This window comes from Marinobacterium sp. NO-S09, assembly GCF_059179545.1.
The window spans coordinates 1575331-1588928 of record NZ_CP168954.1; the positions used below are offsets into that span (position 1 = coordinate 1575331).

Annotated in this window: 13 protein-coding genes; 12 read left to right on the forward strand and 1 reads right to left on the reverse strand. The window is 55.9% G+C overall.

The annotated features are described in order from the left end of the window. The first annotated feature begins 8 nt into the window (after nt 1-8). From O3C79_RS07420 to O3C79_RS07475, 12 genes are all read left to right on the forward strand, one after another. On the forward strand, nt 9-704 hold the full coding sequence (locus O3C79_RS07420; protein WP_494385412.1) for a general secretion pathway protein GspB: 696 nt from the start codon (nt 9-11) through the stop codon (nt 702-704). 91 nt (nt 705-795) lie between these two features. Continuing rightward, nucleotides 796-1194 (forward strand): acyl-CoA thioesterase, encoded by a 399-nt coding sequence (locus tag O3C79_RS07425; RefSeq protein WP_494385413.1) that lies wholly within the window; start codon nt 796-798, stop codon nt 1192-1194. Between the two features lie 31 nt (nt 1195-1225). Further along, the gene (locus O3C79_RS07430) at nt 1226-2254 is read left to right on the forward strand and encodes an AI-2E family transporter (protein WP_010325009.1); all 1029 of its coding nucleotides are present in this window, start codon (nt 1226-1228) and stop codon (nt 2252-2254) included. Between the two features lie 64 nt (nt 2255-2318). Further along, nucleotides 2319-5180, forward strand: coding sequence for an HD domain-containing phosphohydrolase (locus O3C79_RS07435; protein WP_494385414.1), 2862 nt, complete (start codon nt 2319-2321; stop codon nt 5178-5180). Between the two features lie 141 nt (nt 5181-5321). Next, nucleotides 5322-5804, forward strand: a complete 483-nt coding sequence (locus O3C79_RS07440; protein ID WP_494385415.1) for a GNAT family N-acetyltransferase — start codon at nt 5322-5324, stop codon at nt 5802-5804. A gap of 117 nt (nt 5805-5921) precedes the next feature. Next, nucleotides 5922-6695 (forward strand): ABC transporter ATP-binding protein, encoded by a 774-nt coding sequence (locus O3C79_RS07445; protein WP_494385416.1) that lies wholly within the window; start codon nt 5922-5924, stop codon nt 6693-6695. A 61-nt stretch (nt 6696-6756) separates the two neighbouring features. Then, entirely contained in the window at nt 6757-7515 is a 759-nt protein-coding gene (locus O3C79_RS07450) for a transporter substrate-binding domain-containing protein (protein ID WP_010325005.1), read from the forward strand. A 51-nt stretch (nt 7516-7566) separates the two neighbouring features. Beyond that, nucleotides 7567-8259: an ABC transporter permease gene (locus tag O3C79_RS07455; protein WP_494385417.1), complete on the forward strand. Its 693-nt coding sequence runs from the start codon at nt 7567-7569 to the stop codon at nt 8257-8259. Beyond that, on the forward strand, nt 8256-8990 hold the full coding sequence (locus O3C79_RS07460; RefSeq protein WP_076460368.1) for an ABC transporter permease: 735 nt from the start codon (nt 8256-8258) through the stop codon (nt 8988-8990). The genes O3C79_RS07455 and O3C79_RS07460 overlap by 4 nt, the downstream gene beginning before the upstream one ends. Before the next feature lie 166 nt (nt 8991-9156). Beyond that, nucleotides 9157-10155, forward strand: a complete 999-nt coding sequence (locus O3C79_RS07465) for a diguanylate cyclase domain-containing protein (protein WP_494385418.1) — start codon at nt 9157-9159, stop codon at nt 10153-10155. 110 nt (nt 10156-10265) lie between these two features. Then, nucleotides 10266-11195, forward strand: a complete 930-nt coding sequence (locus O3C79_RS07470; protein WP_494385419.1) for a ZIP family metal transporter — start codon at nt 10266-10268, stop codon at nt 11193-11195. A 159-nt stretch (nt 11196-11354) separates the two neighbouring features. After that, entirely contained in the window at nt 11355-11924 is a 570-nt protein-coding gene (locus O3C79_RS07475; RefSeq protein WP_494385420.1) for a PH domain-containing protein, read from the forward strand. Between the two features lie 30 nt (nt 11925-11954). Here O3C79_RS07475 and ahpF read toward each other — a convergent pair whose 3' ends face one another. After that, nucleotides 11955-13493, reverse strand: a complete 1539-nt coding sequence (gene ahpF / locus O3C79_RS07480; protein WP_494385421.1) for an alkyl hydroperoxide reductase subunit F — start codon at nt 13491-13493, stop codon at nt 11955-11957. Between the last annotated feature and the right edge of the window lie 105 nt (nt 13494-13598).

Here is a 13598-nt window from a genome sequence, read left to right on the forward strand (position 1 = left end):
CCGCTGAGATGTCCTATATCCACGATGCACTAAAAGCTTCAACCCGGCAGCGGTCGGAACGCCAGGCTGACAGAGGTGGCTCACCTGATGCTGTGCCAGCCGAACCGGCACAAGCCGTGTCAGGAAAGACGTTCGGTCGCGTACTGCTGGTGCTGATCCTGCTGTTGTTGGGCGTCTGGTTATGGCAGGGGCAAAATGCGAAGCAGGCAATAACCAAAGCAGGTGATCGAACTGATACTGACCCGCCTGTCGCAGCGGCGGCCCCCCCACAGGGTGTTTCTGCCACAGACAAGGTGTCGGCGTTCAAGGGGGTAAGGATTGAGCTAGGAGCGCCTGCGGCCGATTCTGCTGATGCGACCAGGGGGCAAAACCGGAACCTGACGCCTCAGCAAACGCCAGCTGTCACGACCGAGTTCGCCCCGGTGGAAGAGCCAGTGGGGGAAGCCCGGTCGATAAGCACAGACCCGTTCGAGGGACTGCCATATCTGCGTCAACTACCGGCTTCGCAGCAACGGGAGCTGCAGGGGCTGAGATTCTCGGTACATATTTACGCAGAAGATCCCGCTTCACGTCTGGTGAAGTATGAGGGGAGAGTCATGCGGGAGCAGGACTTTGTTCGCCCGGGGTTGAGGGTTATTTCCATCATTCCACGCGCCGTTGTCATGCAATACCAGGATACGCGTTTCAAGGTGCCAGCGTTGTAGGAAGCGGGCACCTGAGCGGGTGGAAGCTGGACGGGAATCCTGTCTGCACTGATATACTGGGCGCAAATATGAGTGAAAGGAAGTTACCACGATGTTCTCGCAAACCCTGACACCCGCTTTTTACGACACTGACGGGCTGGGCCATATCAATAATACCCGTCTGCCACAGTGGTTTGAGGGCGCGCGCAATGACCTGTTTCGAATTTTTACGCCGGATCTCGACACTAAAAAGTGGGAGTTGATCATGGCGCGTATCGAAGTCGACTTTGTTGGCGAGCTGTTTTATGGCCGTGATGTCGAGATTCGCACGTTCATCTGCAAAATTGGTAACAGTTCTTTCACGGTGCTGCAGGAGGCTTGGCAGGACGGAAAGCTGGGTGCCCGGGGCAAGGCCTACATGGTGCGCTATGATTTTGCCAATGGTTGCGCCCAGATCCTGACCGCTGAGCAAAAAGCAACGCTGGAAGTTCATTTCAAGGAAGAGGCCTGAACCGGGTCTGCGATCACAGGAGCCGTCACCTATGTCGGATTTCAACGGAGCGAGTTTTTCCTCAGGGTTTAAATGGCTGCTGGGGCTGGCAGCATTGATGATTGTTTTGGGCGCCTTGAAGGTGGCTGAAGCGATTGTCGTGCCCATGCTGCTGGCCATTTTCATCGCCATTATCTGTGCCCCGCCGCTGGCCTGGATGACCTCTCACAAGGTGCCGCCCTGGTTGGCGATCCTGCTGCTGGTGTTTACGCTGATGATTTTCAGCTGGGTACTGGTGCTGTTTGTCGGCTCGGCGATAGACACCTTTACTCTCAGGCTACCCACCTACCAGGCCCGGCTTCAGGAAGAGGCGGTTAAACTCCTGCCTTTCTTTGAGCGTCTTGGGCTGCCTGTTACCCGCGAGCAGTTTCTCAATCACTTTAATCCGGGCTCCTTGATGCGTCTGGCAGGCAATGCTCTGACCAACCTGGGTGGGTTGCTGACGGATCTGATGTTGATCGTATTTGTCGTGATCTTCCTGCTCATGGAAGCAACCCTGCTGGGGGATAAGCTGCACAAGGCGTTGCCCAGTGCTGAGCATTCACTGGAGCAAGCGGATGATTTCGTGCGTAAGGTGAACAAATATCTGGTGATCAAAACCACGATCAGTATTGCGACCGGTTTTCTGATTACCACCTGGTTGTGGTTCCTGGGCGTGGACTTTGCGCCTCTGTGGGGGCTGGTGGCTGCGCTGATGAACTTCATTCCCAATGTGGGTTCGATCATTGCCGCGGTGCCGGCGGTGCTGCTGTCCATTGTTCAACTGGGTTTGCCCGATGCAGCGCTGGTGGCGGCCGGCTATATTGCTGTCAACTTACTCATGGGGAATGTACTGGAACCACGCTATATGGGCACAGGGCTGGGGTTGTCGCCTCTGGTGGTATTCCTCTCCTTGATGGTGTGGGGCTGGATGTTTGGGCCGGCGGGCATGTTCCTGTCTATTCCGCTCACCATGATCGTTAAAATTGCGCTGGAACAAAGCCCATCGACGCGATGGGTCGCTATTATGATCGGTAACTGATGCCTATGGACTGATCTATACTTCATCCTCATGGATGTTGGTTGCCACTCATAGAGGATTTGAAATGGCGCTTTCCAGACGCGGTTTCCCGTTGCAATGGGTGATGGTCACGGTGATCGTGGGCATCACACTGCTGCTAAGTGCCATTCTCATCACGCGGGCGTATATCGACCAGCGGGACCTGTTGCTGGAAGCGGCCGAATCCTCTTCTGAACACCTTGCCGGGCGGTTGGACAGTGCCAATCTGAGCCTGTTGGCACCAGTGCAAAACAGTATCCAGCTGCTGGTCCACGACACTCTTCTTGAAGCCCGCTCGCTTGAACAGCGGCTCGAACGCTTGCCATTACTGGTACAGGTTCTCCAATCCAACCCTGTTACCAGTGCCATCTATGCGGGCTATCCTGACAAGGATTTTGTGCTCCTGCGTCAGCTTAAGTCTGATCGCGTGCGCCAATTATTGAATGCACCTGAACAGGCAATGTGGATGGTGCAAAGTGTCGACCATATCGATACCGATCGTGTTGAGCGTTACTGGCTGTTTTTTGACAGCAAAATGGCGCTGGTGGAAAGGCGAGAGGTCCCCGACTATAGCTTTGATCCAACCCTCAGGCCCTGGTACAAGGAAGCCCAGGGGAAGTCAAAGCCCGTACTGACATCGCCTTATCTGTTTTTTACCACCCGTGAAGTGGGGGTAACCCTGTCTCGGCAATCAGCCAGTGGTGGGGTCGTTGGCATTGATGCGTCGGTGGAAGAAATTTCGCGCGAGTTGGCTGCGCTTAAGCCCAAAGGTGCACACCGGCTGGTAGTTGTTGACCCCACGGGCACGGTGGTGGCCTGGCCGGATCTGAATGCCATGCTGATTCAGCAGGGCAAGGATGTGCGTCTGGCCAATCTGGGGGAGCTGGGCGTACCCGCACTCGAAAAGATGAGAGCCGTCTCCAAACTGGGTGGCCGCATGGTGCAATTTAACGAAGGCGAAGAGCAGTGGTTCGGTTCGCGACAACCTTTGTTAGCTATGCAGGGCGCTTCACTTGAGCTACTGATGGCCGTTCCCGCCAGTGAACTCCTGGCCGGGATCAGGGACCGGCGTCAGGCCTATGTATACTGGGCGCTTTCAATCACTCTGCTGGCGCTGTTTATCGGTGCAGCCATGGCTTATCGTCTGACCCGGCCACTTGATCGACTGTCGAGTTGGGTGCGTGAGCTGGCGCGTTTCGATTTCAGCCGCTCGGGTATTAAGCCTTCTGGTGTGCGTGAAGTTAACCAGCTCAATGAAGTGCTGGGAGGAATGGCGAATGCGATTCGTCACTTCCAGGCCATCAGCCATACACTTGCTCGTGAGCAGCACCTTGAACGCATGCTGCCGGGTGTGGCTGAACACCTAAAGGCCAGTATCGAGGCTGAAGAAAGCTCGATCTATCTGCTGGACCCCGAGACCTCAACGCTGACACTGGCCAGTGGACGGAAAGAGGAGTCCACACGCCTGCCGCGTACGGTCAAGGGCGACAGCAACAACAGCAAGATGCTTGGCGCGCAGCTGGAAAAAGCCTTGCCGGATGGTCAGGGGCACTGGCTGGTCACGCCCTTGAAGGGTCGTGAGATTGAGCCGGCTGGCTTTATGGTGCTGCGCATTACCGATACTGACCCCAAGGCACAGCAAGCCTTGGCCAATTTTGTCGATGAACTGTCAGGATCGGCGGCAACGGCGATTGAAACCCGCCAGCTGATTGAAGCCCAAAAACGGTTGCTGGATGCCATCGTGCATTTGCTCGCCGATGCGATTGATGCCAAATCGCCCCATACCAGCGGTCATTGTGAACGTGTGCCCGAACTGGCACAGATGATGGTGGATGAGGCATGCAAAAGCAGTGACGGTGAGTTTGAACGCTTCCAGATGAGCGAAGAGCAGCGTTATGAGTTTCATCTGGCGGCCTGGCTGCATGACTGCGGCAAGATAACCACGCCAGAGTACGTGCTGGACAAGAGTGTTAAATTGGATGCTCTGTACAACCGTATTCATGAGGTGCGGACGCGCTTTGAAGTGCTTTGGCGTGATGCCGAAATTCGCTATTTGAAGGGGCTACTGGCGCAGGAGAACGAAGCCGGTTTATACGAGCGGTTACTGCAGGAGCAGGCGAGTCTGCAGGCTGACTTCGAGCGGGTGGCGCGGCTCAACCTGGGGGCTGAATCAGTGACTGATGAGGATTTGGCCGACGTTCATCGTATTGCGCAACGGACCTGGGAGCGCAACTTCGACAAACGCTTGGGGCTTGCCGAAATCGAGCTGGATCGTATGCCCCCGGAAGGCGAGCTGCCGGTTACCGAACCTTTACTGTCGGATCGCCCTGAGCATCTGGTGTCATGGAATGGCCGCCGCCCACCGGTTGAAGCTGGCAACCCTGACAATGTCTGGGGCTTTGATATGGAGTTGCCGGAGCATCAGCAAAATCTGGGCGAAATCTATAACCTGACCCAGCGCTACGGCACGCTTACACCTGAAGAGCGCTTCAGCATCAATAATCACATTGTGCAAACCATTCGCATGCTGACAAGCCTGCCGCTGCCGCGTCATCTGCGTCGCATGCCGGAAATTGCCGGTAACCACCATGAGCGTGTTGATGGCCAAGGCTATCCGCGTCGGCTTCACGCCGGCGAACTCAGTATTCCCGAGCGTATCATGGCATTGGCTGACGTGTTTGAGGCACTCACCGCTGCAGACCGGCCTTACAAGAAAGCCAAGACTCTTTCCGAATCGCTGCGGATTCTGGCTTTTATGGCGCGGGACGGGCATCTGGATCGGGCCGTATTCAAGCTGTTCCTTGAGTCTGAAGTGTATCTGGAATATGCCCGTCGCTACCTGCCTGAGGAGCAGATTGATACCGTTGACCGTCGCCAGCTTTGGCTGTTGGCCAAAGGGGAGGGGTGAGTCGCCGGTACCAAATCGGGCCAGAAGGACAGGGTACTGGCATGCAGTCCATGGCAACGTACAATAGCCGGCCAAAACAGGGCCGGCTTTTTTGTGCCCGCACATCCAGTTTTATCGGCCTAAGCATAGAAGGAGAAAGAAATGCACCCGGTTGAAATTAGAAATGCGACTACAGACGATGCCAGTCTTATCCTCAGGTTCGTTCAGGAGTTGGCCGCCTATGAGAAAGAGCCGGAGGCGGTAGTCGCGACGGAAGCTGATATTCAAGCCAGCATCTTTGGACCTGAGTCCACTGTTGAAGCGGTCATTTGTGAGGTGGCAGGTGAGCCGGTGGGCTTTGCCGTGTACTTTTACAATTACTCGACCTGGCTGGGCCGAAACGGCATGTATCTTGAGGATCTGTATGTGTCGCCGGCATATCGCAAGGTCGGAGCGGGCAAGGCACTGCTCAAGCACCTGGCGGGTATTGCCGTCGCCAAGGGTTGTGGACGCTTTGAATGGTCGGTTCTGGACTGGAATGAGCCTGCCATCGGCTTTTATCAGTCGCTGGGTGCCAAACCAATGGACGGCTGGACCGTTTACCGTTTGACAGGGGCCGAGCTGGAAGCCTTGGCCAGGTCATAAGAAAACGTTAATCGACACATTTCTGGAATATGAGGCCAAAAGATGACGCTTTACAGCAAAAGTAGTACTATCCGCCGTTTAATTTGACCAAAGGTCCTATGGCCTACCGGGTTGCCCATGAGCGAAAAGAAGACCGCACTAGAACTGATCGATATTCACAAGTCCTACGGCTCGCTGGAAGTACTGAAAGGCGTTTCACTCAGCGCCAGTGACGGTGAGGTGATCTCGATACTGGGTTCCAGTGGCTCCGGCAAGAGTACGCTTTTGCGTTGTATCAACCTGCTGGAACGCCCCAGTCAGGGGCAGATTCGTCTTGCTGGTGAAGAGTTGGCACTGACAGCGGGCAAGGATGGCGACCTTCAAGCCAGCAACCGTCGCCAGCTTGAGCGGATGCGCGCCCAGGTCGGTTTCGTATTCCAGGGCTTCAACCTCTGGCCGCACAAGTCCATTCTGGAAAATATCATCGAAGCACCGACCCAGGTGCTGAAGCAGCCCCGCGACCAGGCGGTCAGCCGGGCCAAAGAGCTGCTGGAGCGGGTCGGGCTGCTGAGCAAGGCGGATGCCTATCCGGCCAACCTGTCCGGTGGTCAGCAGCAGCGTGTTGCCATTGCTCGCGCACTGGCGATGGATCCGCAAGTCCTGTTGTTCGACGAGCCTACTTCCGCCCTCGACCCTGAGTTGGTTAATGAGGTGTTGGCGGTGATGCGTTCGTTGGCCGAGGAAGGCCGAACCATGTTGATTGTGACCCACGAAATGCGTTTTGCCCGTGAGGTATCCAGTCAGGTGGTATTCCTGCATCAGGGACAGATTGAAGAATCCGGTACCCCGGAGGAAGTGTTTGACCGCCCGCGCTCACAACGCGTACGGGACTTCATGGCAAGTCATTCCTGATGGTCTGAATTTTGCTGGGAAGAAGGGTCAATCTCAATACAACTGAATCGGTGAATACTCTATGAAAATAAACAAACTGATCTCTGCAGTGGCTCTGGCAGCCGTTACTACCGTAACAAGCACAGCTGCACTGGCTGGCGATAAAATCCGTATCGCTACCGAGGGTGCCTATGCGCCATTCAACCTGATTAACGAACAGGGTGAACTGGCCGGTTTTGATGTTGAAATTGCCAAGGCACTCTGCGCTGAAATGAAGGCTGACTGCGAAATCGTGGCGCAGGACTGGGACGGTATCATCCCCGGTTTGATGGGGCGCAAATATGACGCCATCATCGCCTCCATGTCCGTGACGGAAGAGCGTCAGCGCGTGGTCGAGTTTACCGATCGCTACTACTCCAATGTACTGGCTTTCGTTGCTGCTGAAGGCAAGGAACTGGATACCAGCGAAGCCGGCCTGAAAGGTCTGACCGTTGGTGCTCAGCGTGCCACCATTGCCGGCCAGTATCTGGAAGACAACCTGGCTGACGTGGTTGATATCAAGCTGTACGACACTCAGGACAACGCCTATTTGGACCTGGCCAACGGCCGTCTGGATGCGTTGCTGTCTGACAAGTTCCCTGCCTACGACTGGTTGCGCTCTGAGGATGGCAAGGGGTTTGATTTCAAGGGCGAAGATATCGATATCGATGACGAAATCGCCATCGCGATCCGCAAGGGTGACCCGCTGAAAGAGAAGTTCAATGCGGCCATCAAGGCGATCGTTGAAAATGGCACCTACGAGAAGATTAACGCCCGTTACTTCCCGTTCTCCATCTACTGATACCACACTGGAGCCGGCCCCGGTCGGCTCCGCTAGCGGATACTCTGTTCAATGGATTTACTTGGTTTTGGTGACCTGCTGCTGTCCGGCGCCTGGGTGACGGTCAAACTGGCGTTGACCAGCCTGGTATTCGGCCTGATATTCGGCCTGCTTGGTGCATCAGCTAAACTGTCCCGTTTCTGGCCGGCTCGCGCGCTGGCAACCGCCTATACCACCTTTATTCGTGGTATCCCCGAGCTGTTGCTGGTCCTGACGATCTATTTCGGTGGCTCCATGGTTCTGATGGCCATTGCCGAGCAGTTTGGCTATACCGAATACATCGAGATCAGCGCTTTTGCTGCGGGTGTTGCAGCCCTGTCGATCGCGTTTGGTGCCTATTCCACCGAGGTGTTTCGAGCCGCCATTCAGGCCATAGCCAAAGGGCAGTGGGAGTCCGCACAAGCGCTGGGCATGACACCACTGAAAACCTTCTTCCGAATTATTCTGCCGCAGGTATGGCGTTTGGCGCTGCCGGGGCTGGGAAACCTGTTCCAGGTATTGTTGAAAGACACTGCGCTGGTATCGGTGGTCGGTTTGAACGACCTCATGCGTCAGGCCTATGTCGCAACCGGCTCGACCAAGCAGCCGTTTACCTTCTACATGGCGGCAGCTGTGATCTACCTGGGACTGACCGTCATTTCCACACTGATGACCACCTGGCTTGAGCGTCGCGCTGATCCGGCCTCACGGAGGGCTGCTGCATGAACTGGGACTGGAATGTCATCATTGAGTACTTCCCGCGCCTGATCGACGGTGTCTGGTTGACGCTGGAGCTGGTGTTTTTCTCCGGCCTGTTGGGGCTGTTGCTGGCAGTACCGCTGGCGCTGATGCGTGCATCGCACAACCCCTGGCTACGTGCCTTGCCCTTTGGCTACATCTTCTTTTTCCGTGGCACACCGCTGCTGGTGCAGATCTTCCTGATCTACTATGGTGCGTCGCAGTTTGAAGTGATTCGTGAATCGGTACTCTGGCCGATTCTGCGCGAGCCTTACTGGTGCGCAATTATTGCCTTCACTCTGAATACTGCAGCCTACTCCGCCGAGCTGATTCGCGGCGCCATCCAGGCAATCCCCAAGGGCGAACTGGAAGCGGCCGATGCTTTTGGTATGAGCCGTGTGCTCAAGATTCGCCGCATTGTGCTGCCCCGTGCCTTCGGTATCGTGCTGCCTGCTTACGGCAATGAGCTGATTCTGATGCTCAAAAGCAGCTCCCTGGCATCCACGATTACCTTGCTGGATATTACCGGCGCTGCCCGTACGATTATTGCGCGTACCTATACACCGCTGGAAATCTTTGCCGCGGCCGGCGTGCTCTATCTGCTGATTGCCGCCGTGATGATCGGCTCCTTCCGTTTGTTGGAAAAACGACTCAATCGCCACCAGCACTACAAAATGCCCGCTGAATTGGCGGCTGTAGACCCGCGTATGGTGGATTGACCCCGCGTCAGGTTGCCCATTTTTTGCGGGGTAGCCTGGCCGTTCTCTCTCTGTTCGTTTCCTGAAATGGCATCGTTCACTTTCAGCGACTATTATGATTGAGGGGGAAGTCTATTGCTTTGCCTTCGCCTTTATTGGCCCCCGGTAGTCAACTCAGGACTGGATCATGCCTACGCGCAGACAGCTGCTGCAGGTAATCCGTATCCAAAGTGAGCTTGCCAAGCTGGGGCTGGATTTGGGTGGGGCCATGCAGTTCATCGTCGAACAGACGCTATCACTGATCGATGCTGATGGTGCTGCTATTGAATTGGCGGAGCGTGAGGACATGGTCTATCGTGCGGCTGCCGGTATTGCTCGACCTCAATTGGGGTTAAGGCTGAAAATCGACCAGAGCCTCACCGGTCTGTGTGTGCGCCGTGGCAAAAGTCTGCTGTGTAAGGATGTCGAAACTGATACCCGTGTAGATCTTGATGCCTGCCACCGAGTGGGATTGAGGTCGATGATCATTATCCCTCTCAAGCACCGAGGCATTGCCATTGGTGCACTCAAAGCCCTTTCTGCCCAACCGGACAAATTCCAGAAGCGCGATGTCGTTTTGCTGAGTATGTTGTCAGATGTGATTGCTGCTGCCATGTATTTCTCTGTGAAATACAGTGGTGATGACCTGTTCATCAAGGCAACCCATGATGATATGACCGGCCTGGCAAACCGTGCGCTGTTTATGGACAGGTTGCGCAATGCCGTGGCATTGACTGACCGGGATAAAAAGGTGGCAGGGGTGTTGATGATTGATATGGATGGGCTCAAGCAGATCAATGACAATTATGGCCACCGGGTGGGGGATGCGGTAATCCTCGAGTTTGCCCACCGCCTTGTCAAGGCAACCCGTGATATTGATACCGCTGCACGTCTTGGCGGGGATGAGTTTGGCGTTGTCCTGGCGACGCTGGAAAGTCCGGAAAGTGTTGAGTCAGCGGCTGCACGCATTGATGCCGTCAATCAGCCTCCATTTCTTTTCGAGGGCGAGTCGTACCAACTGAGCGCCAGTATCGGTACGGCGGTTATTCCTGGTGACGGCGTTGAGCCGGAGCAGCTACTGGATATTGCCGATAAGCGGATGTACTGCGCCAAGCGTGAGCGTAAAGCTCAGTTGTTCAGTGCTTGAAGCGGCGTTGTATTGAGCGGACCTATAACCTGAATAGGTCGGGTTCATTGGACCTGGATTCTCAAGGAGCTTAGTCTCTAGTCATTCGATGATTGATTGGAGATCCTCTCATGGAGCAGGCTCAGGCGCTGAATGACAGCTTTCGTGCGGCACTCAAGCGTGAACTTATCCGACACCGTTTTGCCGCCATCGGCATGTCGGTCGCACTGGTTGTTGTTTTGCTGCTGCTTGTGCAGAACAGTATTGTCGCTGTACAGAACGGGGGTGGAGAGCGTCTGCAAAATGCCATGCTCGGTGGTGTTGGCGGTTTCGTCTCGACAGCCGTGGGCGCCTTTCTTGCGTTGATGCTGGGGAATATCAAGGCGCGTACCCAGGACACCATGCTCGGGTTTGCTGCGGGCATGATGCTGGCTGCCAGTACCTTTTCCCTGATTCTGCCCGGTATCGAAGCCGCTGAAGCACTGATTGAAATACCCTTGCTGCCGGTTGCGGTCGTGATTACCGGCATGGGGTTAGGTGTGCTGCTGATGCTGGGGCTGGATCGATTCACGCCCCACGAGCATGACAACGAAGGCCCATGTGGCCCCGGTTGTGAGCGTATCGGCCGTGTCTGGTTGTTCTTCCTGGCTATTGCACTGCATAACCTGCCGGAGGGCATGGCGATCGGGGTCAGTTTTGCCGACAACGATATGAGTGTTGGCGTACCGCTGACGGCCGCGATTCTGTTTCAGAATGTACCCGAGGGGTTGGCGGTGGCGCTGGCATTACGTGCGGCCATGTTGAGCCCGGTTATGGCAGCGGCTGTGGCCTCTGGCACCGGATTGATGGAGCTGCTGGGGGCTTTTGTCGGAATCGGGATTTCCGGCGGCATGCCTTTGGCCTATCCGGTCGGGCTGGGTCTTGCTGCCGGGGCCATGATCTTTGTTGTCTCGCATGAAGTGATTCCTGAAACCCATCGTAACGGGCATCAAACCCCGGCCACGCTCGGACTTATGGGAGGTTTTGCCGCCATGCTGGTACTGGACGCCGCGCTGGGGTAAGCCTTTCCCTATTAGTTCTGTACTTTCATATGCATCCAGAGCTTCTCGCATGAAGCTCCGACTGTGGACGGGAGTCGAATATTTGTCAGGGTAGGGTTTTATTAAGCTGATTCGGGCTAGAATTGCGCCGGAAGAATTCAAGGCTGACAAGGATCCGTGATGCTGCCCAACGAGAAAACGTTATTATCGGTTAAACGTTCCTGCCTGGCCCTGACGCGTGGCGCGCTGGACCTGGTTGTGACGCTTGTATTTATCTATTTGTCCGCACGTGCGCTGGCAAACCCGCCTTTCTGGGATAGCTGGTGGCTGGTGGAAGAATACCGGAAGCTGGCGACTCGCTTTCTGTGGGAAGGTGCGGGTATTCCGGCTAGCTGGATAGCCATCGCTTTGGGTCTGGTTGCACTGCTGTTTGCACTGGATGCATTGCACCGGTTGGTGAGGGAGTTCAGCACCCGGTATGAGGTGACCAACCTGCGCCTTACCCTTAACCATGGCCTTTTGGGCAAACACCGCGAAGATCTGTACCTGCTGAGTGTGGACGGTGTCACCCTTGAGCGGAGCCTCGCAGGACGACTTCTGGGTTGGGGCAGCCTGACGTTAAGAGGGCGTGGCAATAACAGCCTTGAATGGCGTTTTGTGCGTGACCCTGAAGCAGTGAGAGATCAAATCGACAAGCTTGTGCTGGCCAGGCGCATGCAGACCTCGGTAACCAAAAAAGCCGCTTCATGAGAAGCGGCTTTTTTGATGGCGCCAGAGCCTTTAGTTGCGGATCATGTAGTCAAAGGCACCCAGTGCGGCGGTTGCGCCCGAGCCCATGGAAATGACGATCTGCTTGTACGGCGTAGTGGTGACATCGCCCGCTGCAAATACGCCCGGCATGGAGGTGGAGCCGTGGCTATCAATGACAATTTCGCCACGCTCACTCAGTTCCAGGCTGTCTTTCAACCATTCGCTGTTCGGAATCAAGCCGATCTGAACGAAGATACCGGCTACGTCCAGTACGTGGGTTTCATCGGTGTTGCGGTCCTTGTATTTCAGGCCGACAACCTTGTTGTCGTCACCCAATACCTCGGTGGTCATCGCCTGTTTGATGATGGTGATGTTGGGCAGAGATTCTGCTTTTTTCACAAGTACATCATCGGCGCGCAGGGTGTCAGCGAATTCCAGTACGGTCACGTCCTTGACGATACCCGCCAGGTCGATGGCGGCTTCGATACCGGAGTTGCCGCCACCGATCACGGCGACGCTCTTGCCCTTGAACAGCGGGCCATCACAGTGCGGGCAGTAGGCTACACCCTTGCCACGATATTCCTGTTCACCCGGTACGTTCATTTCACGCCAGCGCGCACCGGTGGCCAGAATCACACTGCGGCTTTTCAGGGTTGCGCCACTGGCCAGCTCAACTTCAATCAGCTCGCCTTTTTTCAGCTTGGTCGCGGCCTGCTCGGTGATCACGTCAACTTCGTACTCCTTGACGTGCTGCTCCAGGCTGGCCACCAGTTTGGGGCCTTCGGTGTAGGGCACGGAGATGAAGTTCTCGATGCCGACCGTATCCATTACCTGACCACCGAAACGCTCAGCGACCACACCTGTACGTATACCTTTGCGTGCAGCGTAGATCGCAGCGGATGCTCCGGCCGGGCCACCGCCTACAACCAGTACTTCGTAGGGCTCTTTCTCGTTCAGCGCAGCGGCTTTCTTCTCGGCGGCACCGGTATCCAGCTTGTTGACGATCTCTTCCAGTGTCATGCGGCCCTGGCCGAAATGCTCGCCATTCATGTATACGGAAGGCACCGCCATGATCTGGCGTTCGTCCACTTCCTGCTGGAACAGGGCGCCGTCGATCATTGTATGGGTGATGTTCGGGTTGAGCGTCGCCATCAGGTTCAGCGCCTGCACCACGTCCGGGCAGTTCTGGCAGGACAGCGAGATGTAGGTTTCGAAGTCGTATTTGCCCGGCAGATTACGGATCTGCTCCTGTAGCTCGGCATCAGCCTTGGACGGGTGGCCACCGGCCTGCAGCAGTGCCAGTACCAGCGAGGTGAACTCGTGGCCCATGGGCACACCAGCGAAATGGACGCGGGGCGCTTCGCCGGCCTTGGCAATGGCCAGGCTTGGCGTGCGGCGGTTATCGCCGGTTGTGTTGCTGATCTTGTCGTTGAGCGAGGCGATTTCGCCTGCCAGCTCTTCGATCTCTTTTGCCTTAGGGCTGTCATCACTGGACACGAGCAGTTCGATCGGCGTCACGATGTTCTGCAGGTAGGCGTCCAATTGCTGTTTCAGGTTGGCATCCAACATGGTTCGTGTCCTGTGATAGGAAATTGGGATTCAGGTTTTTCGGTGGAGCAAGGGGAGGGGAGAGCCCACCGACCAAGGCGGTCGGTGGGAGACCGGTAGTCAGGC

What these genes read in the sequence shown, in the direction of transcription:
- O3C79_RS07450 (WP_010325005.1), top strand. Translation starts at nt 6,757, where the DNA reads ATGAAAATAAACAAACTGATCTCTGCAGTGGCTCTGGCAGCCGTTACT.
- O3C79_RS07470 (WP_494385419.1), top strand. Translation starts at nt 10,266, where the DNA reads ATGGAGCAGGCTCAGGCGCTGAATGACAGCTTTCGTGCGGCACTCAAG.
- O3C79_RS07475 (WP_494385420.1), top strand. Translation starts at nt 11,355, where the DNA reads ATGCTGCCCAACGAGAAAACGTTATTATCGGTTAAACGTTCCTGCCTG.
- O3C79_RS07455 (WP_494385417.1), top strand. Translation starts at nt 7,567, where the DNA reads ATGGATTTACTTGGTTTTGGTGACCTGCTGCTGTCCGGCGCCTGGGTG.
- O3C79_RS07435 (WP_494385414.1), top strand. Translation starts at nt 2,319, where the DNA reads ATGGCGCTTTCCAGACGCGGTTTCCCGTTGCAATGGGTGATGGTCACG.
- O3C79_RS07465 (WP_494385418.1), top strand. Translation starts at nt 9,157, where the DNA reads ATGCCTACGCGCAGACAGCTGCTGCAGGTAATCCGTATCCAAAGTGAG.
- O3C79_RS07460 (WP_076460368.1), top strand. Translation starts at nt 8,256, where the DNA reads ATGAACTGGGACTGGAATGTCATCATTGAGTACTTCCCGCGCCTGATC.
- O3C79_RS07420 (WP_494385412.1), top strand. Translation starts at nt 9, where the DNA reads ATGTCCTATATCCACGATGCACTAAAAGCTTCAACCCGGCAGCGGTCG.
- O3C79_RS07430 (WP_010325009.1), top strand. Translation starts at nt 1,226, where the DNA reads ATGTCGGATTTCAACGGAGCGAGTTTTTCCTCAGGGTTTAAATGGCTG.
- ahpF (WP_494385421.1), bottom strand. Translation starts at nt 13,493, where the DNA reads ATGTTGGATGCCAACCTGAAACAGCAATTGGACGCCTACCTGCAGAAC.
- O3C79_RS07425 (WP_494385413.1), top strand. Translation starts at nt 796, where the DNA reads ATGTTCTCGCAAACCCTGACACCCGCTTTTTACGACACTGACGGGCTG.
- O3C79_RS07440 (WP_494385415.1), top strand. Translation starts at nt 5,322, where the DNA reads ATGCACCCGGTTGAAATTAGAAATGCGACTACAGACGATGCCAGTCTT.
- O3C79_RS07445 (WP_494385416.1), top strand. Translation starts at nt 5,922, where the DNA reads ATGAGCGAAAAGAAGACCGCACTAGAACTGATCGATATTCACAAGTCC.